Annotated in this window: 21 protein-coding genes; 16 read left to right on the top strand and 5 right to left on the bottom strand. The window is 63.7% G+C overall.

The annotated features are described in order from the left end of the window. The first annotated feature begins 52 nt into the window (after positions 1-52). The 6 genes from gloA (at position 53) to rplA (ending at position 5,467) form a co-directional block, all read left to right on the top strand. Positions 53-451: a lactoylglutathione lyase gene (gloA, locus tag SynA1528_RS12180; protein ID WP_186586968.1), complete on the top strand. Its 399-nt coding sequence runs from the start codon at positions 53-55 to the stop codon at positions 449-451. Continuing rightward, positions 448-3,153 carry an ATP-dependent Clp protease ATP-binding subunit gene (locus SynA1528_RS12175; protein WP_186586967.1) on the top strand — a complete coding sequence of 902 codons (2,706 nt, stop codon included), beginning with the start codon at positions 448-450 and terminating at the stop codon, positions 3,151-3,153. The genes gloA and SynA1528_RS12175 overlap by 4 nt, the downstream gene beginning before the upstream one ends. A 70-nt stretch (positions 3,154-3,223) precedes the next feature. After that, the gene (secE, locus tag SynA1528_RS12170) at positions 3,224-3,466 is read left to right on the top strand and encodes a preprotein translocase subunit SecE (RefSeq protein ID WP_186586966.1); all 243 of its coding nucleotides are present in this window, start codon (positions 3,224-3,226) and stop codon (positions 3,464-3,466) included. 19 nt (positions 3,467-3,485) lie between these two features. Beyond that, the gene (gene nusG / locus SynA1528_RS12165; protein WP_186586965.1) at positions 3,486-4,154 is read left to right on the top strand and encodes a transcription termination/antitermination protein NusG; all 669 of its coding nucleotides are present in this window, start codon (positions 3,486-3,488) and stop codon (positions 4,152-4,154) included. A gap of 107 nt (positions 4,155-4,261) precedes the next feature. Beyond that, positions 4,262-4,687, top strand: coding sequence for a 50S ribosomal protein L11 (gene rplK, locus SynA1528_RS12160; protein ID WP_011129196.1), 426 nt, complete (start codon positions 4,262-4,264; stop codon positions 4,685-4,687). A 72-nt stretch (positions 4,688-4,759) separates the two neighbouring features. Next, positions 4,760-5,467, top strand: coding sequence for a 50S ribosomal protein L1 (gene rplA / locus SynA1528_RS12155; protein ID WP_186586964.1), 708 nt, complete (start codon positions 4,760-4,762; stop codon positions 5,465-5,467). Between the two features lie 18 nt (positions 5,468-5,485). Here the strand turns inward: rplA and SynA1528_RS12150 are convergent, their stop codons facing one another. After that, on the bottom strand, positions 5,486-5,698 hold the full coding sequence (locus tag SynA1528_RS12150; protein ID WP_186586963.1) for a hypothetical protein: 213 nt from the start codon (positions 5,696-5,698) through the stop codon (positions 5,486-5,488). Positions 5,699-5,703: 5 nt separating this feature from the next. Here SynA1528_RS12150 and rplJ point away from each other — a divergent pair, with 5 nt between their 5' ends. Together rplJ and rplL are read left to right on the top strand one after the other, a co-directional pair. Further along, a complete protein-coding gene (rplJ, locus tag SynA1528_RS12145) occupies positions 5,704-6,231 on the top strand; it encodes a 50S ribosomal protein L10 (protein WP_186586962.1) in 528 nt (175 codons plus the stop codon). A gap of 56 nt (positions 6,232-6,287) precedes the next feature. Beyond that, complete coding sequence (gene rplL, locus SynA1528_RS12140; protein ID WP_186586961.1) at positions 6,288-6,680, top strand: 50S ribosomal protein L7/L12; 393 nt, start codon at positions 6,288-6,290, stop codon at positions 6,678-6,680. A gap of 274 nt (positions 6,681-6,954) precedes the next feature. Here rplL and SynA1528_RS12135 read toward each other — a convergent pair whose 3' ends face one another. Further along, positions 6,955-7,653: a DUF3747 domain-containing protein gene (locus tag SynA1528_RS12135; RefSeq protein WP_186586960.1), complete on the bottom strand. Its 699-nt coding sequence runs from the start codon at positions 7,651-7,653 to the stop codon at positions 6,955-6,957. 50 nt (positions 7,654-7,703) lie between these two features. Between SynA1528_RS12135 and SynA1528_RS12130 the strand changes: the two genes are divergently transcribed. Genes SynA1528_RS12130 through SynA1528_RS12120 form a run of 3 tightly spaced genes read left to right on the top strand, consistent with a single transcriptional unit; the run spans position 7,704 to position 10,785 of the window. Further along, the gene (locus SynA1528_RS12130) at positions 7,704-8,444 is read left to right on the top strand and encodes a ribonuclease H family protein (RefSeq protein ID WP_186586959.1); all 741 of its coding nucleotides are present in this window, start codon (positions 7,704-7,706) and stop codon (positions 8,442-8,444) included. Positions 8,445-8,453: 9 nt separating this feature from the next. After that, on the top strand, positions 8,454-9,656 hold the full coding sequence (locus SynA1528_RS12125) for a quinone-dependent dihydroorotate dehydrogenase (protein WP_186586958.1): 1,203 nt from the start codon (positions 8,454-8,456) through the stop codon (positions 9,654-9,656). 52 nt (positions 9,657-9,708) lie between these two features. Continuing rightward, positions 9,709-10,785, top strand: coding sequence for an aminotransferase class I/II-fold pyridoxal phosphate-dependent enzyme (locus SynA1528_RS12120; RefSeq protein WP_186586957.1), 1,077 nt, complete (start codon positions 9,709-9,711; stop codon positions 10,783-10,785). A 2-nt stretch (positions 10,786-10,787) separates the two neighbouring features. Here SynA1528_RS12120 and murG read toward each other — a convergent pair whose 3' ends face one another. After that, positions 10,788-11,864, bottom strand: a complete 1,077-nt coding sequence (murG, locus tag SynA1528_RS12115) for an undecaprenyldiphospho-muramoylpentapeptide beta-N-acetylglucosaminyltransferase (RefSeq protein WP_186586956.1) — start codon at positions 11,862-11,864, stop codon at positions 10,788-10,790. 58 nt (positions 11,865-11,922) lie between these two features. On the opposite strand from murG, the gene SynA1528_RS12110 reads away from it, so the two are divergent. Next, positions 11,923-12,678 carry a DUF8623 domain-containing protein gene (locus SynA1528_RS12110; protein ID WP_186586955.1) on the top strand — a complete coding sequence of 252 codons (756 nt, stop codon included), beginning with the start codon at positions 11,923-11,925 and terminating at the stop codon, positions 12,676-12,678. A 21-nt stretch (positions 12,679-12,699) separates the two neighbouring features. Here SynA1528_RS12110 and SynA1528_RS12105 read toward each other — a convergent pair whose 3' ends face one another. Both SynA1528_RS12105 and SynA1528_RS12100 read right to left on the bottom strand, forming a co-directional pair. Beyond that, positions 12,700-13,581, bottom strand: coding sequence for an NAD(P)-dependent oxidoreductase (locus tag SynA1528_RS12105; protein WP_186586954.1), 882 nt, complete (start codon positions 13,579-13,581; stop codon positions 12,700-12,702). Positions 13,582-13,870: 289 nt separating this feature from the next. After that, positions 13,871-15,079, bottom strand: coding sequence for a phosphoglycerate kinase (locus SynA1528_RS12100; protein ID WP_186586953.1), 1,209 nt, complete (start codon positions 15,077-15,079; stop codon positions 13,871-13,873). A gap of 66 nt (positions 15,080-15,145) precedes the next feature. Between SynA1528_RS12100 and SynA1528_RS13305 the strand changes: the two genes are divergently transcribed. The 4 genes from SynA1528_RS13305 to SynA1528_RS12085 are packed head-to-tail and all read left to right on the top strand — an operon-like array spanning position 15,146 to position 17,334. Next, positions 15,146-15,268, top strand: coding sequence for a hypothetical protein (locus tag SynA1528_RS13305; RefSeq protein WP_286187832.1), 123 nt, complete (start codon positions 15,146-15,148; stop codon positions 15,266-15,268). Then, a complete protein-coding gene (gene ylqF, locus SynA1528_RS12095) occupies positions 15,265-16,131 on the top strand; it encodes a ribosome biogenesis GTPase YlqF (protein ID WP_186586952.1) in 867 nt (288 codons plus the stop codon). The genes SynA1528_RS13305 and ylqF overlap by 4 nt, the downstream gene beginning before the upstream one ends. Further along, complete coding sequence (locus tag SynA1528_RS12090) at positions 16,128-17,123, top strand: RluA family pseudouridine synthase (RefSeq protein ID WP_186586951.1); 996 nt, start codon at positions 16,128-16,130, stop codon at positions 17,121-17,123. Before ylqF ends, SynA1528_RS12090 begins: the two co-directional genes overlap by 4 nt. A 49-nt stretch (positions 17,124-17,172) precedes the next feature. Then, positions 17,173-17,334 (top strand): hypothetical protein, encoded by a 162-nt coding sequence (locus SynA1528_RS12085; protein WP_186586950.1) that lies wholly within the window; start codon positions 17,173-17,175, stop codon positions 17,332-17,334.

Raw genomic sequence — 17,334 nt, 5'->3', positions numbered from 1 at the left:
CGTTGGCACCCGGCCAGAATGCTTGAACGTTCACGTCAGGAAACCGCGCCCCATGCGGATGCTTCACACCATGCTCCGGGTCGGGGATCTGGACCAATCCATCGCCTTCTACACCGAGGTGCTCGGCATGCAGCTGCTGCGGCGCAAGGACTACCCCACCGGTCGTTTCACCCTGGCCTTCGTTGGTTACGGGCCGGAGTCGGAGCAGACGGTGCTGGAGCTCACCCACAACTGGGACACCAGTTCCTATGACCTCGGCAATGCCTATGGCCATATCGCCCTTGGAGTGCATGATATCCGCAGCGCTTGCGCCGCCATCAGTGGCAAGGGTGGCCGGGTGGTGCGTGAGCCGGGGCCGATGAAGCACGGTTCCACGGTGATTGCGTTCGTGGAGGACCCTGACGGCTACAAGGTGGAGTTGATCGAGATCTCCACCCTCGCCGCTGCATGACCGGCACCCCCGCCTCCCGCGGCAGCCTCACCCACGAGCCTGACCGTTTTTCCGATCCCGCCTGGGAGCTTCTGCTGGCTGGTCAGGACATGGCCCGTCGCTGGCGCCATGACCAGCTGGATGTTGAGCATCTGATCCAGGTGCTGTTCAGTGATTCGGCCTTCAGGCGCTGGGTGGATCCGCTGCCGCTGCGCTCGGATGATCTCCTGGATCGTCTGGAGGATGTGCTGGCGGCTCAGCCTCCGGCGCGGGGTGATCAGTTGTTCATCGGTGAAGACCTGGAGCAGCTGCTGGAGACCGCTGAGCAGATCCGAGGCCGCTGGGGGGATCGTTTGATCGATGTGCCTCAGCTGGTCGTTGCGGTTGGTGCCGACCCCCGCATCGGGGCCGAGTTGTTTGCGGCCCAGGGCCTTGCGGCTGATCGGCTGGAGAGCCTGCTGCAGCAGCCGTCGGTTGTTCCGACCCCAGCTCCGACGCCTCAACCGGCACCGCCCCCCCGTGTGATGGCTCCAGAGCCGACGCCATCGGTTCAGCCGTCTGTCCCCACCCCTGCCCAGCCCCCGGTTGAACTGGAGCAGGAGCCCTCGGCCCTTGAAGCTTTTGGCCGTGATCTCACTGAGGAGGCAGAGGCTGGTTCCCTCGATCCGGTGATCGGTCGCGACAGCGAGATTCGCAACCTGATCAAGGTGCTGTCCCGCCGCAGCAAGAACAATCCGGTGCTGATCGGGGAACCCGGCGTCGGCAAGACGGCCATCGCCGAGCTCCTGGCCCAGCGGATCGTGGCCGGTGAGGTGCCGGACTCGTTGCAGGGGCTTCGACTGATTGCCCTTGATCTGGGTGCCCTGATCGCCGGGGCCAAATTCCGCGGTCAGTTCGAGGAACGCCTGCGCTCTGTCCTCGAGGAGGTGAGTCGCTCCGATTCCGGGGTGGTGCTCTTCATCGACGAGCTCCACACCATCGTTGGAAGCGACCGCAGCAGCACCGATGCGGGCAGCCTGCTCAAGCCCGCCCTGGCGCGGGGGGACCTGCGCTGTATCGGCGCGACCACGCCGGAGGAGTACCGACGCACTGTCGAAAAGGACCCTGCCCTCAACCGTCGTTTTCAGCAGGTGCTGATCCGCGAACCGGATCTGGAACTCAGCCTGGAGATCCTGCGGGGCCTGCGGGAGCGCTACGAGCTTCACCATGGCGTCACCATCACCGACGAGGCGATTCAGACCGCCAATCGATTGGCGGATCGCTACATCAGCGACCGTTGCCTGCCGGACAAGGCGATCGATCTGATTGACGAGGCCGCGGCTCAGCTGAAGATCGAAGTCACCTCCAAGCCACAGGTGGTGGAGGAGGCTGAGGCGGACCTGCGCCGGGTGGAACTGGCGCTGCTGGCGGCGGAACAATCACCGGAGGAGGAGCGGATCCAGCTGCAGCGTCAACGTCTGGAAGTGTCCTCCCGGCTGGATGATCTGCGCCGGCGTTGGCAGGAGGAGCGCACCCAGCTGGAGGAGCTTGGTCAGTTGCTGCAGCAGGACGAAGACCTGCGTCATGCCATCGCCGAGGCGGAACGACAGGGGGATCTGGAGGAGGCCGCTCGGTTGCAGTACGACCAGCTGCACACCGTGCAGCAGCGCCGGGAGGCGTTGGAAGACAGTCAGTCCGAGGCGCAGGCATCGGGGACGGCACTGCTGCGGGAACAGGTGGAGGCGGGGGACATCGCTGATTTGGTGGCCCGTTGGACCGGGATTCCAGTGCAGCGCCTCCTAGCGGGAGAACGTCGCAAGCTGCTGGCCTTGGAGAGTCACTTGGCGGAGCGGGTGATCGGCCAGGCGGAAGCGGTGGCCGCCGTTTCCGCAGCGATCCGACGGGCGCGGGCCGGGATGAAGGATCCCCGTCGGCCCGTGGGTTCGTTCCTGTTTCTTGGCCCGACGGGTGTTGGCAAAACGGAGCTGGCCAAGGCACTGGCTACGTCTCTGTTTGATGAGGAGGAAGCCCTGGTGCGCCTCGACATGAGCGAGTTGATGGAGCGCAACGCTTCGGCACGCCTGATCGGTGCTCCGCCGGGCTACGTCGGATACGAGGAGGGGGGGCAGCTCACCGAGGCGGTGCGCCGGCGCCCGTACGCCGTGTTGCTTCTGGATGAAGTGGAGAAAGCTCACCCGGATGTGTTCAATCTGCTGCTGCAGGTTCTGGACGACGGCCGACTCACCGATTCCCAGGGGCGGACCGTTGATTTCCGCCACACCGTGGTGGTGATGACCAGCAACCTGGCCAGCCCGGCGATCCTTGAGCACGCCCGGTCCGGTTCCAGCGATGACGACCAGCTCCAGCAGCAGGTGGATGCGGCCCTGGCCAGTCAGTTCCGTCCGGAGTTTCTCAATCGGATCGATGAAGTGATTCGCTTCCGCCCTTTGGAGGTGAAGGATCTGGTGCGGATCGTGCGTTTGCAACTGGCCGATCTCGCCTCCCTGATGGCGGAACAGGGGCTGTCATTGGATGTGGACGATGCAGTGGCGGATTCGCTGGCCCGTCAGGGCCATGAACCGGAGTACGGCGCCCGTCCGTTGCGCCGGGTGCTGCGGCGTCAACTGGAGAACCCACTGGCCACCCAACTGCTGGAGGATCGTTTCCGTTCGGCGCGGGGCATCCGGGTTCGTTGCGGAACAGACGACGGCAGCTCATTGGCGTTTGAGCCTGTGGAGTCGTAGGGGCATCCAGTAGGGTGTTCGTTTGGCAGTGTGCCTGCCGGCATCCCTGTCAACTCCCGGTCCCCCTTCCGTGACCAGCCCGATTTCCGAGGACACCTCAACCAAGAGTCCTGACACCACCCCAGCAGAGCCAGCCGCACCCCGCGGTTTTCTGCCGGCCACGGTCGATGAACTCAAGCTTGTGGTCTGGCCCAGCCGTCAGCAGCTGTTCAGCGAGTCGATCGCTGTGATCCTGATGGTGAGTCTGTCGGCCGCCGGCATCGCCGCCGTCAGTCGCTTCTTCGGATGGGCGTCATCCCAGGTGTTCCGCTGATCCGCACCCCTTTTCAGCCGTGCCCGACGATCTGACCACAACGGACCCCTCCGAGGTGCGCGACCTGCCGGCCCCGAATGAGGGTGAAGAGGGCACGCTGTCGGACACTCCGGCCGCCAACACCGCGATTGCGCGCTGGTATGCGGTTCAGGTGGCCTCCAGCTGCGAGAAGAAAGTGAAGGCGACCCTGGAGCAGCGGGCGATCACGCTGGGGGTGAGCAAGCGCATCCTCGAGATCGAGATCCCGCAGACCCCAGCGGTCAAGTTGAAAAAGGACGGTTCCCGCCAGTCCACTGAAGAAAAGGTTTTCCCGGGTTACGTGCTGGTGCGGATGGTTCTCGATGAGGACACGATGATGGCGGTCCGCAGCACGCCAAACGTGATCAACTTCGTTGGGGCGGAGGATCGTCGCGCCACGGGCAAGGCTCGTGGCCATATCAAGCCGCGCCCCCTCAGCCGCGCGGAAGTCGATCGGATCTTCAAGCGTGCGGCCGAGAAGAAAACCGTGGTCAAGGTGGATCTCGCCGAGGGTGATCAGATCCTTGTGACCGCTGGTCCGTTCAAGGATTTCCAGGGCGAGGTGATCGAGGTCTCGGGAGAGCGCAACAAGCTCAAGGCCCTGTTGTCCATTTTTGGTCGTGAAACTCCTGTGGAACTGGAGTTCTCACAGATCTCCAAGCAGAACTGACCAGCGGCGGCCGCTTCCCTGCGGAGGGCGGCCTCAGGGGTGATTTTCACCCTGCCCCACTCGGCCCACGGGCCTGGTGATCCGCAGATGTCAAAAGCCGTTCGTCAATGGCCAAGAAAGTCACCGCAGTTATCAAGCTGGCCCTTCAGGCCGGCAAAGCCAACCCTGCACCACCGGTGGGCCCAGCCCTCGGTCAGCACGGTGTGAACATCATGATGTTCTGCAAGGAGTACAACGCTCGGACGCAGGACAAAGCCGGTTTTGTGATCCCGGTGGAGATCTCGGTCTACGAAGACCGCAGCTTCACCTTCATCACCAAGACGCCTCCAGCGTCGGTGCTGATCACCAAGGCCGCCAAGATCGAGAAAGGTTCCGGCGAGTCCGCCAAGGGCAATGTCGGATCGATCAACCGGGCCCAGCTCGAGGAGATCGCCAAGACCAAGCTTCCTGATCTCAATTGCACCAGCGTCGAGTCCGCCATGCGGATCATCGAAGGAACCGCCCGCAACATGGGCGTTTCCATCAGCGACTGAATCGTCGCCGCTTCATTCTTCAACCCTTACCGGGGGAGACATCGCTGATGTCGTCCGTACCCCAATCCTGTTATGCCAACCCTCTCAAAACGCCTGGCGAGCCTCGCCGGCAAGATCGAGGATCGTCTCTACGAACCCCTCGAGGCGATTGCCCTGGTCAAGGACAACGCCAACGCCAAGTTCGACGAAACGATGGAGGCCCACGTGCGCCTCGGCATCGATCCCAAATACACCGACCAGCAGCTGCGCACCACCGTGGCGCTGCCCAATGGCACCGGTCAGACCGTTCGCATCGCGGTGGTGACCCGCGGTGAGAAGGTCGCCGAGGCCAAGGCGGCGGGGGCTGAACTCGCCGGCGACGAAGACCTGGTGGAGACCATCGCCAAAGGTGAGATGGATTTCGACCTGCTGATCGCCACACCGGACATGATGCCCAAGGTGGCCAAGCTCGGTCGCGTGCTGGGACCCCGGGGTCTGATGCCGAACCCCAAGGCCGGCACCGTGACCACGGATCTGGCGGCTGCCATCCAGGAATTCAAGGCCGGCAAACTGGAATTCAGGGCAGATCGCACCGGCATCGTGCACGTGCGTTTCGGTAAAGCCAGCTTCACCGCCGAGGCTCTCCTCCAGAACCTCAAGACCCTGCAGGAGACCATCGACCGCAACAAGCCCAGCGGTGCCAAGGGCCGCTACTGGAAGTCTCTGTATGTGACCTCCACCATGGGTCCGTCCGTGGAAGTGGACTTCTCTGCCCTCCAGGACATTGAGCAAGGGAGCTGAGCCGGCTCTCGTTTACACTCAAACATTGGCAATTGCCAAATCGGGCACGCGCCCGGCCAGAGACAGCAGGAATTCAAGGCCCGTCTTTGACGGGCCAGTCGATGTAATCCCTGCCGAGGCAGACGCGACACGATTTTTCTCCCATTCGGGATTGGATCGACACGCGGCCTCGTCTTCTTCGAAGACTCGATCGGCCGTGTGTCCAGCTTGTTCCCCCTCGATCCGATCCAATCCCTATGGGCCGCACGCTGGAGAGCAAGCAGCAGATCGTCGGAGAGCTCAAGGAGCTCCTCGCCGAGTCCGAACTGGCGCTGGTTCTTGATTACAAGGGCCTCTCCATCAAGGAAATGTCCGACCTGCGGGATCGTCTGCGGGCTGGCAACGCGGTGTGCAAGGTGACCAAAAACACCTTGATGCGCCGTGCCATCGATGGTGACAACGCCTGGTCGAATCTCGACTCTCTTCTCACAGGCACCAACGCCTTCGTTCTAATCAAGGGCGATGTCGGTGCCGGTGTGAAAGCCGTTCAGGCTTTCCAGAAGGAGACCAAAAAGTCCGAAACCAAGGGCGGCCTTTTCGAAGGCAAGCTTCTCTCTCAGGACGAGATCAAGGCCATCGCCGATCTCCCCTCCAAGGAGCAGCTCATGGCACAGATCGCCGGTGCGATCAACGCCGTGGCCACGAAGGTTGCTGTGGGCATCAACGAGGTTCCCTCCGGTCTCGCGCGGGCGCTCAAGCAGCACGCCGAAGGCGGCGATAGCTGAGCGCTCTCTGCCGACATCACTGGTTTCACTGATCTGTTGCTTCTTCATTCACAACCATGTCTGCAAAAACCGACGAAATTCTCGAATCACTGAAGTCCCTTTCTCTGCTGGAAGCTTCCGAGCTGGTCAAGCAGATCGAGGAGGCCTTCGGTGTGTCAGCCGCCGCGTCCGCCGGCGTCGTGATGGCTGCCCCCGGCGCTCCTGCCGCCGGTGGTGGTGAAGCCGCCGAGGAACAGACCGAATTCGACGTCATCCTCGAAAGCTTCGACGCTGCAGCCAAAATCAAGGTGCTCAAGGCTGTGCGCAACGCCACCGGCCTGGGTCTTGGCGACGCCAAGGCTCTGGTGGAGGCTGCCCCCAAGCCCGTCAAGGAAGGCATTTCCAAAGACGAAGCCGAAGCTCTCAAGAAAGAGATCGAAGAAGTGGGTGGCAAGGTCACTCTCAAGTGATCCCATCGGGCAGGTTTTGCCGGCCCGACCAACTTTTTCAAGACCAACAAAGCCGGTCTTCAAAGGCCAGCTTTTTGCTGCCTCGACATGGCAATAAAAAACCCCCGCCTAAGGCAGGGGCTTTTTTAAGTGGAACACGTTCAGGAGTCTGTCCTTGTTTCGACCCTGAAGAGATGCTCTGCACTCCTCACACAAATAAAACCTAAGTGCAGGTCAAGGTATCTCACATCCTGGCAGGTCAGCCTGCCGACTGTCACTGTGACAGTTGGTCACGTCAGGGGCGGTACGGAATGACCTCCAGCTGAATGGGTTGCCCATTACTGGCCACGCGTTGGTTACGTCTTGGTGCCATCGGTGCCGTTGGGGCCCCCAGCCGGCTGAATCCGCTGTCACTTCCTTGCTCCGCCCGGGCCAGGAGCCGGTTCACCGGGTCTGGATGGGCGAAATAGACGTGGCTGAGGGTGCGGCCTTTGTAGACCCGTCGTTCCAGGCGCCAGGCTGGATCCAGCCGAATCTGAACGAAGCCGTTGCGATCCCGCTTTGGGATCGTGACTCGGCCGACCACGATGGGAGCTCCCTGGCGTGGGTTGAGGGCCTGCAACTGCAGATTGTTGCCGCTCTGCCGCAGGCTCAGCCGAAAGCGGCTGCCAAGGTCCTCACCACCGCTGCGAAGGGAATAGCCATTGCTGTCGAGGTAACGGCTGCAGATCCCGGCGAAGTTGAAGGTGTTGAGGGTCGGATCCACCAGACCGTCCGATCGCAGTGTCCAGCAGCGGGGTCGTTGCTTGATCTGCTCCAGCACCAACAGCTTCCAGTTGCGCTGTCCCACCGGCTGAGCCAGCACCGCAAAGCGGTTCTGCTGCAGCGCCTTGCTGTCGAACAGGCCGCGGGCGGATTGAGCCGCTGGCAACCACCCCGCGGTGCCGCAAAGGACTGCGGCCAGGATCAGGCTGCGGAAGTAAGTTCGCCGCATCAGTGGCCTGCGAGAAACCACGTTGTATCGAAACCAGCCCAGGGGGAGCAATGGCTGAAGGACGGGGCCGGGTGGTGGCTGCTGCCACCGATGGAGCCTGCAGTGGTAATCCGGGCCCAGGGGGCTGGGGAGGCCTGCTGCGCTTTGAAGACGGCAGTGTCGAGGAATTCGGCGGTCATGACCCGGCGACGACCAACAACCGCATGGAACTGCAGGCGGCGTTGGAGCTGCTGCAGCGGTTGAAGGACCTTCCGCGGCATCCCGATCTCACCCTGCGCACCGACAGCAAATACCTGATCGATGGACTTGGCTCCTGGATCAAGGGCTGGAAGCGCAAGGGCTGGAAGACAGCGGCCGGCAAGCCTGTGCTGAACCAGGATCTCTGGAAATCTCTGGACGCAGCCCGGCTGGATGATGTGCCGTTGGCCTATGTGAAAGGCCACAGCGGTGATCCGGACAACGATCGGGTGGACCGGATCGCAGTCGCTTTTTCCCAGGGTCGCCTTATGGATCTCGGGCAGCCATCTGTTGAGGGTGATGCGGAGGTGGCCGATGACGATCCAGCACCACAACAGCTGGTGCAGTTGTTAAGCCGCCTGGAGCTGGCGGATCGTCTGGCGGATGGGGGCTTCAGCCTCAGCCTGTTGGAGCTGGCGCAGCTTGTGGAACTGCCGTTGAAGCAGCTCGAGCGCCGTCAGGAGCCGTGGTTCTGGCGGGACTGGCAGGTGCGCCCAGCTGAAGAGGGGCGCTGGACCCTGCAGCGTCGCGAGGCAGGATCAGAACAGTCCTGAGCGATCGCCATGCCGCCATCCCCTCTCAGCAGCGGCGAGTTCTACCAGCGCTGGCTGGGGCCGGTGTTGGCCAATGACGAAGGACTGGATGCAGAGCAGCTCTCGCAGACAGCACTGACCGCTCTGGGACAGGCGTCGCTGAGGCGTCAATGGCCCCTGGTGTCCACGGTGCTGGAGGGCCTTGCCGGTGATCTGCAGCGGCGTGATCTGCGCCTCGAGCAGGTGTTGTTCGGTTGTCGTTTCCCCAATCCGGTGGGTCTGGCGGCCGGTTTCGACAAGAACGGTGTGGCGGCCGGTCTCTGGGATCGCTTCGGGTTCGGCTTTGCGGAGGTGGGCACCGTCACCTGGCATGGCCAGCCCGGCAATCCCCGCCCCCGTTTGTTTCGTCTGGCCGAGGAACAGGCGGCCCTGAATCGCATGGGCTTCAACAACGACGGGGCCCAGGCGTTGCGCAGAACCCTGGAACGGCAACGGCTGGATCCCCCCGGCCGCCGCCCGGCGGTGCTGGGAATCAACGTGGGCAAATCCAAGGTCACCGCGCTGGAACAGGCCCCGGAGGATTACGCCTCCTCGCTGGAGCTGCTGGCTCCCTCGGCGGACTACGCCGTGATTAATGTGAGTTCCCCAAACACCCCTGGACTGCGGGATCTGCAGGACTCCAGTCAGTTGCGGCGGCTGGTGGAGCGACTGCGGCGCTTGCCGGCCTGTCCGCCATTGCTGGTGAAGATCGCTCCAGATCTGGAGGATGAGGCGATTGATGGCATCGCTCGCCTGGCCTTCGAGGAGGGCTTGGCTGGGGTGATCGCGGTGAACACAAGCCTGGATCGCCTGGGGCTGGAGCAGCGTCGGCTGCTGCAGACCGGCCGCACCCTGGCACAGGAAGCGGGGGGGCTCAGTGGAGCGCCCCTGCGGCAACGGGCACTTGAAGTGATCCGCCGCCTGCGGGTCAGTGCCGGGCCGGCCCTGACGCTGATCGGTGTTGGAGGCATCGATTCGGCTGAGATCGCCTGGGAGCGGATCACCGCTGGAGCCTCATTGGTCCAGCTCTATACGGGCTGGATTTTCAAAGGGCCTGATCTGGTGCCTCAGATTCTTGAGGGGCTCCAGATGCAGATGGACCGCCATGGTTTGAGGACCATCTCGGAGGCGGTGGGCAGTGGTTTGCCCTGGCTGGCCGCTTCAGACGATGCGGAAGGCTGTTCAGGGGTTTAAGAGTCAATTGGCATACTTAAAAATTGGCTGCTTGAGTTCATCGGGAGTCGGGATGGACGTCGAGCACCGTCACGGCGGCAACCGGGCTTCGATTGCAGCGCGCCTTGGCTGTCGACCCTCAGATCTGCTGGATGCCAGCGCATCTCTGGTGCCCTGGACCCCCCGTCTGCCGCCGCTGAGGCGATCACTCATTCGTGACTACCCCGATCGTCATCTCAGTGGTTTGCGTCGCAACCTGGCGCGGTTGCACGCCGTTCCCGGTGCGATGTTGTTGCCGGGTAACGGGGCCGCAGAACTGTTCACCTGGGCTGCGCGTGATGCAGCTGGAACGGGGTTGAGTCTGCTGCCATCTCCTGGTTTCGCTGACTACAGCCGAGCCCTCGGTTGCTGGGATGGGCCCTGGATGGGTCAGCAGCTGCCGCTGGACTGGTGCGCTGATGCTCCCCAGCCCCTGCCGAAGCCAAGCCAGGCTGAAGTGCTCTGGATCTGCAACCCTCACAACCCCACAGGCCAGTTGTGGAGTTGTGAGTCGCTCGTACCACTGCTCGAGCGCTATTCGCTGGTGATCTGCGATGAAGCCTTCCTGCCGTTGGTGCCCGATGGCGAGCGGCAGTCGCTGATTCCGCTGGTGCAGCACCACCCCAACCTGGTGGTGATCCGCAGCCTCACCAAGCTGTATGGCATCGCCGGGCTGCGTCTGGGCTATGCCGTTGCACAGCCCGAGCGGTTGCAGCGCTGGGCGGCATGGCGTGACCCCTGGCCGGTGAATGGCATTGCTTTAGCTGTTGGCGAACGGTTGTTGGCATCTCCTCGGCATTACCGACGCTGGTGTGAGCGCGTGCAGCGTTGGACGGCAACGGAGGGGGTCTGGATGCAGCGGCAGTTGGCTGCCCTGCCCGGGATCTGCGCCATGCCGTCGGCGGCGAACTATCTGCTCATCCGCAGTGAGACCTCCCAGGTGCCCCTGCGCGAAGCGCTTGAAAAGCGCCATCGGATTCTGTTGCGGGATTGTCGATCCTTCGCCGGTCTGGGGGAGTGTTGGCTGCGGATCGGCCTGCAGTCCCGTTGGAACAACCGCCGCATCGTTCGCGCCCTGCGGCGGGAGCTGCAGCGTGCTCCCCAGCACTGAGTTCAGGCCACAAGGCTTTGCAGCAGATCCATCAGCCGTTGATCGGCGTCCTGCACCGCAAGGTGTTGCATGCCCCGGCGCATGGTCGGAAGCAAGGTGGGATCCGCCTGGGGGCGGCCGAGCCGTGCCCCGAGCAGCCGTTCAATCGTTTGCATCAGCACCGGCTCCTCCGGTGCGTGCTGATGGACGATCACCGCCCCGCCAACTTCAGCGGCGCAGGCGGCATTGGCCTCCTGGTGTTGATCCGCAGCCTGGGGGAAGGGCACCAGGATGGTGGGAGTCCCGCACACCGCCAGTTCGCTGAGGCTGCCGGCGCCAGCTCGGCTGACGGCGAGGTCGGCATGTTGCAGCAGGCCTGGAATCTCATCGCTGAAGGAACGCTCCGCCAGCAGCGGATGCTGCATCTGGCCCACCTCGGGGTCGTTGCGGCCGGTGAGGTGCACCACCCGGCAGCCCTGCTCCAGCAGCTCCGGCAGGACCGCTCGCACCATGCGGTTGAGGCCAACCGCTCCCTGGCTGCCGCCGATCACCACCAGCAGCGGCCCCTCCCCAGTGGGCACCCAGTCCGGCAACGGTTGGGGGTTGAGGAAGCTGCTGCGGACCGGCATCCCTGTGAGCAATGGTCTGCAGCCGGGGATGCGTTCTGAGGCCGCCGGCAGACCGATGGCCACGGCAGTGCAGAAGCGGGCGAGCAGTCGCGTGACGCGGCCGGGGACGGCGTTGGCTTCATGCAGAACGGCGGGGATGCCGCAGAGTCGAGCCGCGAGGATCGCCGGCGCTGCGATGTAGCCGCCGGTGGTGAACACCACCTGGGTGCGTTCACGTTTCAACAGGCGCCGCACCCGAAAGCCAGCCGCCACCAGCCTCAGTAGCTGCCAGAGCTTGCGCAAGCCGCTGCCCTGCAGGCCCCCGGCTTGAACGGTGATCAGCCGGAAACGTTCCGGCACCAGCTGTGTTTCGAGGCGGTCCGGCACACCGAGCCAGCGCACCTGCCAGCCCTCATCGAGACAGTCCGCCACCGCCAGGGCCGGGAACAGGTGGCCGCCGGTGCCGCTGGCGGCGATCAGAAGCCGGGTCATGGCGGCGGACGTCCCCGTTGGTGGCGCCTAACTTAGGTCGATTGACGGGGTTGGTCTGGTGCGGTCTTCAGTGCGAGCAGCCCTTCTGAGCCTGGTGTGTGCGTTGGCGCTGCCGTTGCCGGTGGTGGCGTCGAGTGTCGCGGCCCCATCCCCGGCGGCAGGGTATGGGAGTCGCCTGGAGATGGCCCTCAACAGTCGCGATGCCGAAGGACTGCTCCATCTCACGGGGCCTGATCTCCAGAGCACGATTCGGCGTCGTTATGACGATTTATCCGCTGCGTTCCCGGAGGCCAGCTGGAGTGTCGAGGCGATGGATCCCCTGGCCGATGGCCGCTCCCGCCTGAGGGTCAACGTGCGTGGTACTAGGCAGGCTGATGGCCTGAACTATCGGCTTGAGGCGTCGCAGGTCCTCGCCGGACGGATCGAGGCCGGTGTGTTGCTGGAGGAGGAGGTGATCGATGAGCACTCGCTGTTGCGCAGCGGCACGGCTTCGTTGCCTATCACCGTGCAGGTCCCAGACGCGGTGCTCACCGGCAGCCGCTACGACATCGATGTCATCTTTGATGAGCCTTTGGGTCAGGCGGTAGCGGCAGGAGGGTTGATCGAACTCACGCCGGATCAGCGCCTCGACCAGCAACGTCCCACCATCCAGCTGGCTCCCCTCGGCGGCGGAGGCTTGTTCAAGCAGGTGCAGGCACCGCAACGCCCGGGGATTCAGGCATGGGCCCTGATGCTGGTGCACCCCGATGGCGTGGTCACCGCGACTCAGCAGGTTCGGGTGGTGAGCACAACCGCCGAGTTGGCACGGTATTGATCCAATATATCATCTATAACCTCACGATTTCGCTCTGAATTGGCGATGCAGGGCAGAGACGTCCTCATCGCCATGCCCTTGTTGCATCAGGCCCTCTTCCAGCTGTTGCACTAGGTGGCTGATGGGCAGTTCCAACTGCATGTTTTTTGCTGCATCCAGCGCGATCCCAAGATCCTTGTGGTGCAGAGCAAGCTTGAAGCCCAGGGGGTACCGCCCTGCCAGCATGCCCGGGGCTCGGTGTTCGAGGGCCCAGGAGCCAGCGGCCCCGTGCTTTAACGCCTCCACCACTTGATCCATCGGCAGGTCGAGCCGTTCTCCCAGGGCCATCGCTTCGGCTACTGCGGCATAGCTGCCGGCCACCAGCACCTGGTTCACCGCCTTCACCTGCTGGCCGCGACCCACAGGCCCGAAATGGTGGATCGTGCCGCCGATGACCTCGAGGATCGGGCGCGTCCGTTCCAGGGCCTCCGGTTCCCCGCCCACCAACAGCGTCAGCGTTCCTGCCTTGGCTCCCTCGGTGCCACCGGTCACCGGTGCATCGAGATAGCTGATGCCCTTCCGGGCCAGGCGCTCAGCGCAAGCAATGGCTGTCGCTGGCGCGATCGTTGAGCAATCCACCACCACCGATCCGGGGCGGAGGGCCGAGGCTGCTCCATCAGCTCCGAACAGCACGGTCTCCACGGCGGCGTCATCGCTGACGCAGATCAACAACACGTCGGCGGCTTCGGCGGCTTCGGCCGGACTGGCGCATGGGCGTGCTCCCTGGAGGCCGGGTGCTGTTTCCGCGTGCCGGCTCCGGCTGTGCACGGCGAGCGGGACGCCGGCTTGGCAGAGATTGGTAGCCATCGGCAGGCCGATGGCACCTAGGCCGATGAAGCCAAGGTTCAGGTCACATCTGGTCATGGCTTGGGCCCGAAGCATGCAGATCTTGCTTGAACGCTCCCATCAGAGTGAAGGCATGCCGAACCCTGAGCCCATGAAGCGGTCAGCCCAGGCGTCATTCAAAACTGGTCCCGGCAGACAATCAACCAGCGCCTCAAGCTGTTGCAGAGCACGCAGCTCTGTATGGATGCTGCACAGTCCATAAGCGATTTGAAGGACTGCCGTCAACGCAAAAAACAAGCCCGGAAGTCCCTAAAACAGGACCGCCGGGCGTTAATGAATCAAGTTAAAGAAGACGTTGGCCTGTTGATCAGGCGGCGTCGTTGAGGGCGGCCACACCGGGCAGCACCTTGCCTTCCAGCAGTTCGAGGCTGGCGCCGCCGCCTGTGGAGATGTGGGACATCTTCTCGGCCAGACCGGCCTTCTCCACAGCAGCCACGGAGTCGCCGCCGCCGATGATCGTGCAGCAGCCCTTGCCGCTTAGCTCCGCCAGGGTGGTGGCGATGGCGTTGGTGCCGGTGGCGAACTTCTCGAATTCGAACACACCCATGGGACCGTTCCAGATCACGGTCTGACAGTCGGCCAGGGCGGCCTGGAACACCTTCACCGCATCGGGACCGATGTCCAGACCCATCCAGCCGTCGGGGATGGCGGTGACATCAGCCACCTGGCTGTTGGCATCGGGGGCGAAGTTGTCCGCCAGCACCACGTCGGTGGGCAGCAGCAGCTCAACGCCCTTGGCCTTGGCCTTGGCTTCCAGCTCCTTGGCCAGCTCCAGCTTGTCCTCTTCCACCAGGCTCTTGCCCACCGAGAGGCCGCGGGCCTTGTAGAAGGTGAAGATCATGCCGCCGCCGATCAGCACCTTGTCGCACTTGTCGATCAGGGCTTCGAGCACGCCGATCTTGGAGCTCACCTTGGAACCGCCGACGATGGAGGCCAGGGGACGCTTGGGCTCATCCACAGCACCCTGCAGGTACTGAAGCTCCTTCTCCATCAGGAAGCCGGCGACGGCGGGCTTGAGGAACTTGGTCACACCCTCGGTGGAGGCGTGGGCGCGGTGGGCGGCGCCGAAGGCATCGTTGACGTACACCTCAGCCAAACCCGCGAGCTTCTCAGCGAAACCGGCTTCGTTCTTCTCTTCCTCAGCGAAGAAGCGCACGTTCTCCAGCAGCACCACATCGCCGTTGGCCATGGCGCCCACCTTGGCTTCGGCATCGGGGCCAATGCAGCTGTCGGTCTTGGCCACGGGCTTGCCCAGCAGCTCACTGAGGCGAGCAGCCACGGGAGTCAGGCGCATGGCGTCGTTCACCTGGCCCTTGGGGCGGCCGAAGTGGGCCGACAGGATGACCTTGGCGCCCTTGCCGATCAGGTCGTTGATGGTGGGGAGGGCGGCGCGGATGCGGGTGTCATCGGTGATGGCACCGGCGTCGTTGAGGGGCACGTTGAAATCAACCCGCACGAGAACGCGTTTGCCGCTCAGGTCGCCGGCGTTAAGGCTGGCCAGGGAACGCTTCGCCATGGGGTTGTGTCGTGCGGTAGGAAATCGGGAGGAGATTAACCCGTGTTTTCGCATCACCGAGCACCCATGTTGGAGACCGTTCTCCTGTCCATGGCCGCTGGATTCCCCGACGTGGCGGACAAGTTGAATGGTGCTGTGAACGTGATGGGACCCGGCGGCGTGAGCTTCAACACCTCGGTGGTGCTGTGAGTACCCCGGCCATCCAGTGGTACCCCGGCCACATCGCCAAGGCGGAGCAGCAGCTCAGCCGACACCTCGACAAGGTGGATTTGGTGATTGAAGTCCGAGATGCCCGGATCCCCCTGGCGACGGGGCATCCCCATCTGGACCGTTGGCTCAAGGGAAAGCAGCACCTGCTGGTGATCAACCGGCGCGACATGGTGACGCCGGCGGCTCGGGAGGCCTGGGAGGCCTGGTTCAAGGGCCGCGGCCAGCGCACGGTCTGGTGCGATGCCAAGGCGGGCACCGGTGTGAAGCAGGTGCAGCAGGCAGCAATCCGAGCCGGTGATCAGCTGAATGAACGACGTCGCAACCGCGGCATGCGGCCCCGCCCGGTGCGGGCTCTGACGCTGGGCTTCCCAAACGTGGGCAAGTCAGCGCTGATCAACCGTCTGGTGAAGCAGAAGGTGGTGGCCAGTGCCCGGCGGGCTGGCGTCACCCGCACCTTGCGTTGGGTGCGGCTGGGGCAGGACCTCGATCTGCTCGATGCCCCCGGGGTGTTGCCGCCGCGGCTGGATGATCAGCAGGCGGCGCTTCACCTGGCCCTCTGCGACGACATCGGTCAGGCCGCCTACGACGGCGAGCTGGTGGCTCAGGCCTTTCTGCAGTTGCTGATGGAGCTGCAGCCGCAGCAGGCCTCTGGCGTTGCCATGGCCGTTCTGGAGAAGCGCTACGGCATTCCCGTCCAGGACGAGACAGCGGATCCCGCCTATTGGTTGGAGGCTGCAGCCCAGCGCCACACCTCCGGTGATACGGCTCGGATGGCCCAGCGCTTGTTGGATGACTTCCGTAAATCCGCCCTGGGCAGCATTGCCTTGGAGCTGCCGGCATGAGCCCCACCTGGAAGCGACCTCCCCTACCGGAGGAGACCTTCAGTGCGTCCTTCGGAGAAGGTGAGGGTGAATTGCTGACGCTTGTTTACCCCAAACCGCTTCCCATGCGGCTGGACCGCTGGTTGGTGAGTCAGCGCACGGAGCAAAGCCGCGCCCGGATCCAGAAATTCATTGATGCCGGTTACGTGCGGGTGAACGGAAAAACCGGCAAGGCCAAAACACCTCTGCGTCAAGGCGATGAAGTCCAGCTGTGGATGCCACCACCGGAACCGCTCCCCTACCTGAAGCCGGAAGCGATGGAGTTGGACGTCTTGTTCGAGGACGACCACCTGATCGTGGTCAACAAGCCAGCGGGCCTCACGGTGCATCCGGCTCCTGGCAACAAGGACGGCACGCTGGTGAACGGCCTGCTGCATCACTGCCCTGATCTCCCTGGCATCAGCGGCAAGCTGCGGCCGGGCATCGTGCACCGTCTGGACAAGGACACCACCGGTTGCATCGTCATCGCCAAATCCCAGGAGGCGCTGGTGCGGTTGCAGGGGCAGATCCAGAAGCGGATCGCTTCACGGGAGTATCTGGCCGTGGTGCACGGTGTGCCAGGTGGCGACAGCGGCAGGATCGTGGGCGCCATCGGCCGCCATCCTGCCGATCGCAAAAAGTACGCCGTGGTCAGCGATGACTCCGGTCGTTATGCCTGCACCCACTGGACCTTGCAGGAACGGCTGGGGGATTACTCACTGCTGCGCTTCAAGCTGGACACCGGCCGTACCCATCAGATCCGGGTGCACTGCGCCCATATGAACCATCCGGTGGTGGGGGATCCCACCTACAGCCGCTGCCGCAAATTGCCGATGGAGTTGCCGGGCCAGGCGCTGCATGCCTTTGAACTGGGTCTGGATCATCCGATCAGCGGCGAACGCATGCTGTTTCAAGCGCCCCTGCCGCCCGTGATCGAGCGGTTGCTGGAGGTCCTGCGCAGGCGAATCGCTTGACAAATCGCAGGAACTCTTTTCCATAGACCAATTCTTGGAACGATTGATCGTGGCCATCCGTTTGCGTTGCCGCCGCATCTGGGTGTCTGCCCTGCTGCGCTCGCTGCGCAATCAGGTGATGCCGACCCACATCAGACGGCATCTGATTGTCGTCGATCAGCCGCGGGACAGGATCGTGCCAGCGTCCAGCGACGTGTCCAGGGCAGCCTGA

Source organism: Synechococcus sp. A15-28, assembly GCF_014280175.1.
Taxonomy (GTDB): Bacteria; Cyanobacteriota; Cyanobacteriia; order PCC-6307; family Cyanobiaceae; genus Parasynechococcus.
The sequence above is the reverse complement of the archived record's forward strand: the minus strand, read 5'-3'. Positions and strand labels throughout refer to the sequence as shown.

Bases quoted from the DNA above. Each gene is read 5' to 3' on its own strand.
- gloA (WP_186586968.1), top strand. From the start codon at position 53: ATGCGGATGCTTCACACCATGCTCCGGGTCGGGGATCTGGACCAATCC.
- SynA1528_RS12175 (WP_186586967.1), top strand. From the start codon at position 448: ATGACCGGCACCCCCGCCTCCCGCGGCAGCCTCACCCACGAGCCTGAC.
- rplK (WP_011129196.1), top strand. From the start codon at position 4,262: ATGGCCAAGAAAGTCACCGCAGTTATCAAGCTGGCCCTTCAGGCCGGC.
- rplA (WP_186586964.1), top strand. From the start codon at position 4,760: ATGCCAACCCTCTCAAAACGCCTGGCGAGCCTCGCCGGCAAGATCGAG.
- rplJ (WP_186586962.1), top strand. From the start codon at position 5,704: ATGGGCCGCACGCTGGAGAGCAAGCAGCAGATCGTCGGAGAGCTCAAG.
- rplL (WP_186586961.1), top strand. From the start codon at position 6,288: ATGTCTGCAAAAACCGACGAAATTCTCGAATCACTGAAGTCCCTTTCT.
- SynA1528_RS12135 (WP_186586960.1), bottom strand. From the start codon at position 7,653: ATGCGGCGAACTTACTTCCGCAGCCTGATCCTGGCCGCAGTCCTTTGC.
- SynA1528_RS12130 (WP_186586959.1), top strand. From the start codon at position 7,704: ATGGCTGAAGGACGGGGCCGGGTGGTGGCTGCTGCCACCGATGGAGCC.
- SynA1528_RS12125 (WP_186586958.1), top strand. From the start codon at position 8,454: ATGCCGCCATCCCCTCTCAGCAGCGGCGAGTTCTACCAGCGCTGGCTG.
- SynA1528_RS12120 (WP_186586957.1), top strand. From the start codon at position 9,709: ATGGACGTCGAGCACCGTCACGGCGGCAACCGGGCTTCGATTGCAGCG.
- murG (WP_186586956.1), bottom strand. From the start codon at position 11,864: ATGACCCGGCTTCTGATCGCCGCCAGCGGCACCGGCGGCCACCTGTTC.
- SynA1528_RS12105 (WP_186586954.1), bottom strand. From the start codon at position 13,581: ATGACCAGATGTGACCTGAACCTTGGCTTCATCGGCCTAGGTGCCATC.
- SynA1528_RS12100 (WP_186586953.1), bottom strand. From the start codon at position 15,079: ATGGCGAAGCGTTCCCTGGCCAGCCTTAACGCCGGCGACCTGAGCGGC.
- SynA1528_RS13305 (WP_286187832.1), top strand. From the start codon at position 15,146: ATGTTGGAGACCGTTCTCCTGTCCATGGCCGCTGGATTCCCCGACGTG.
- SynA1528_RS12090 (WP_186586951.1), top strand. From the start codon at position 16,128: ATGAGCCCCACCTGGAAGCGACCTCCCCTACCGGAGGAGACCTTCAGT.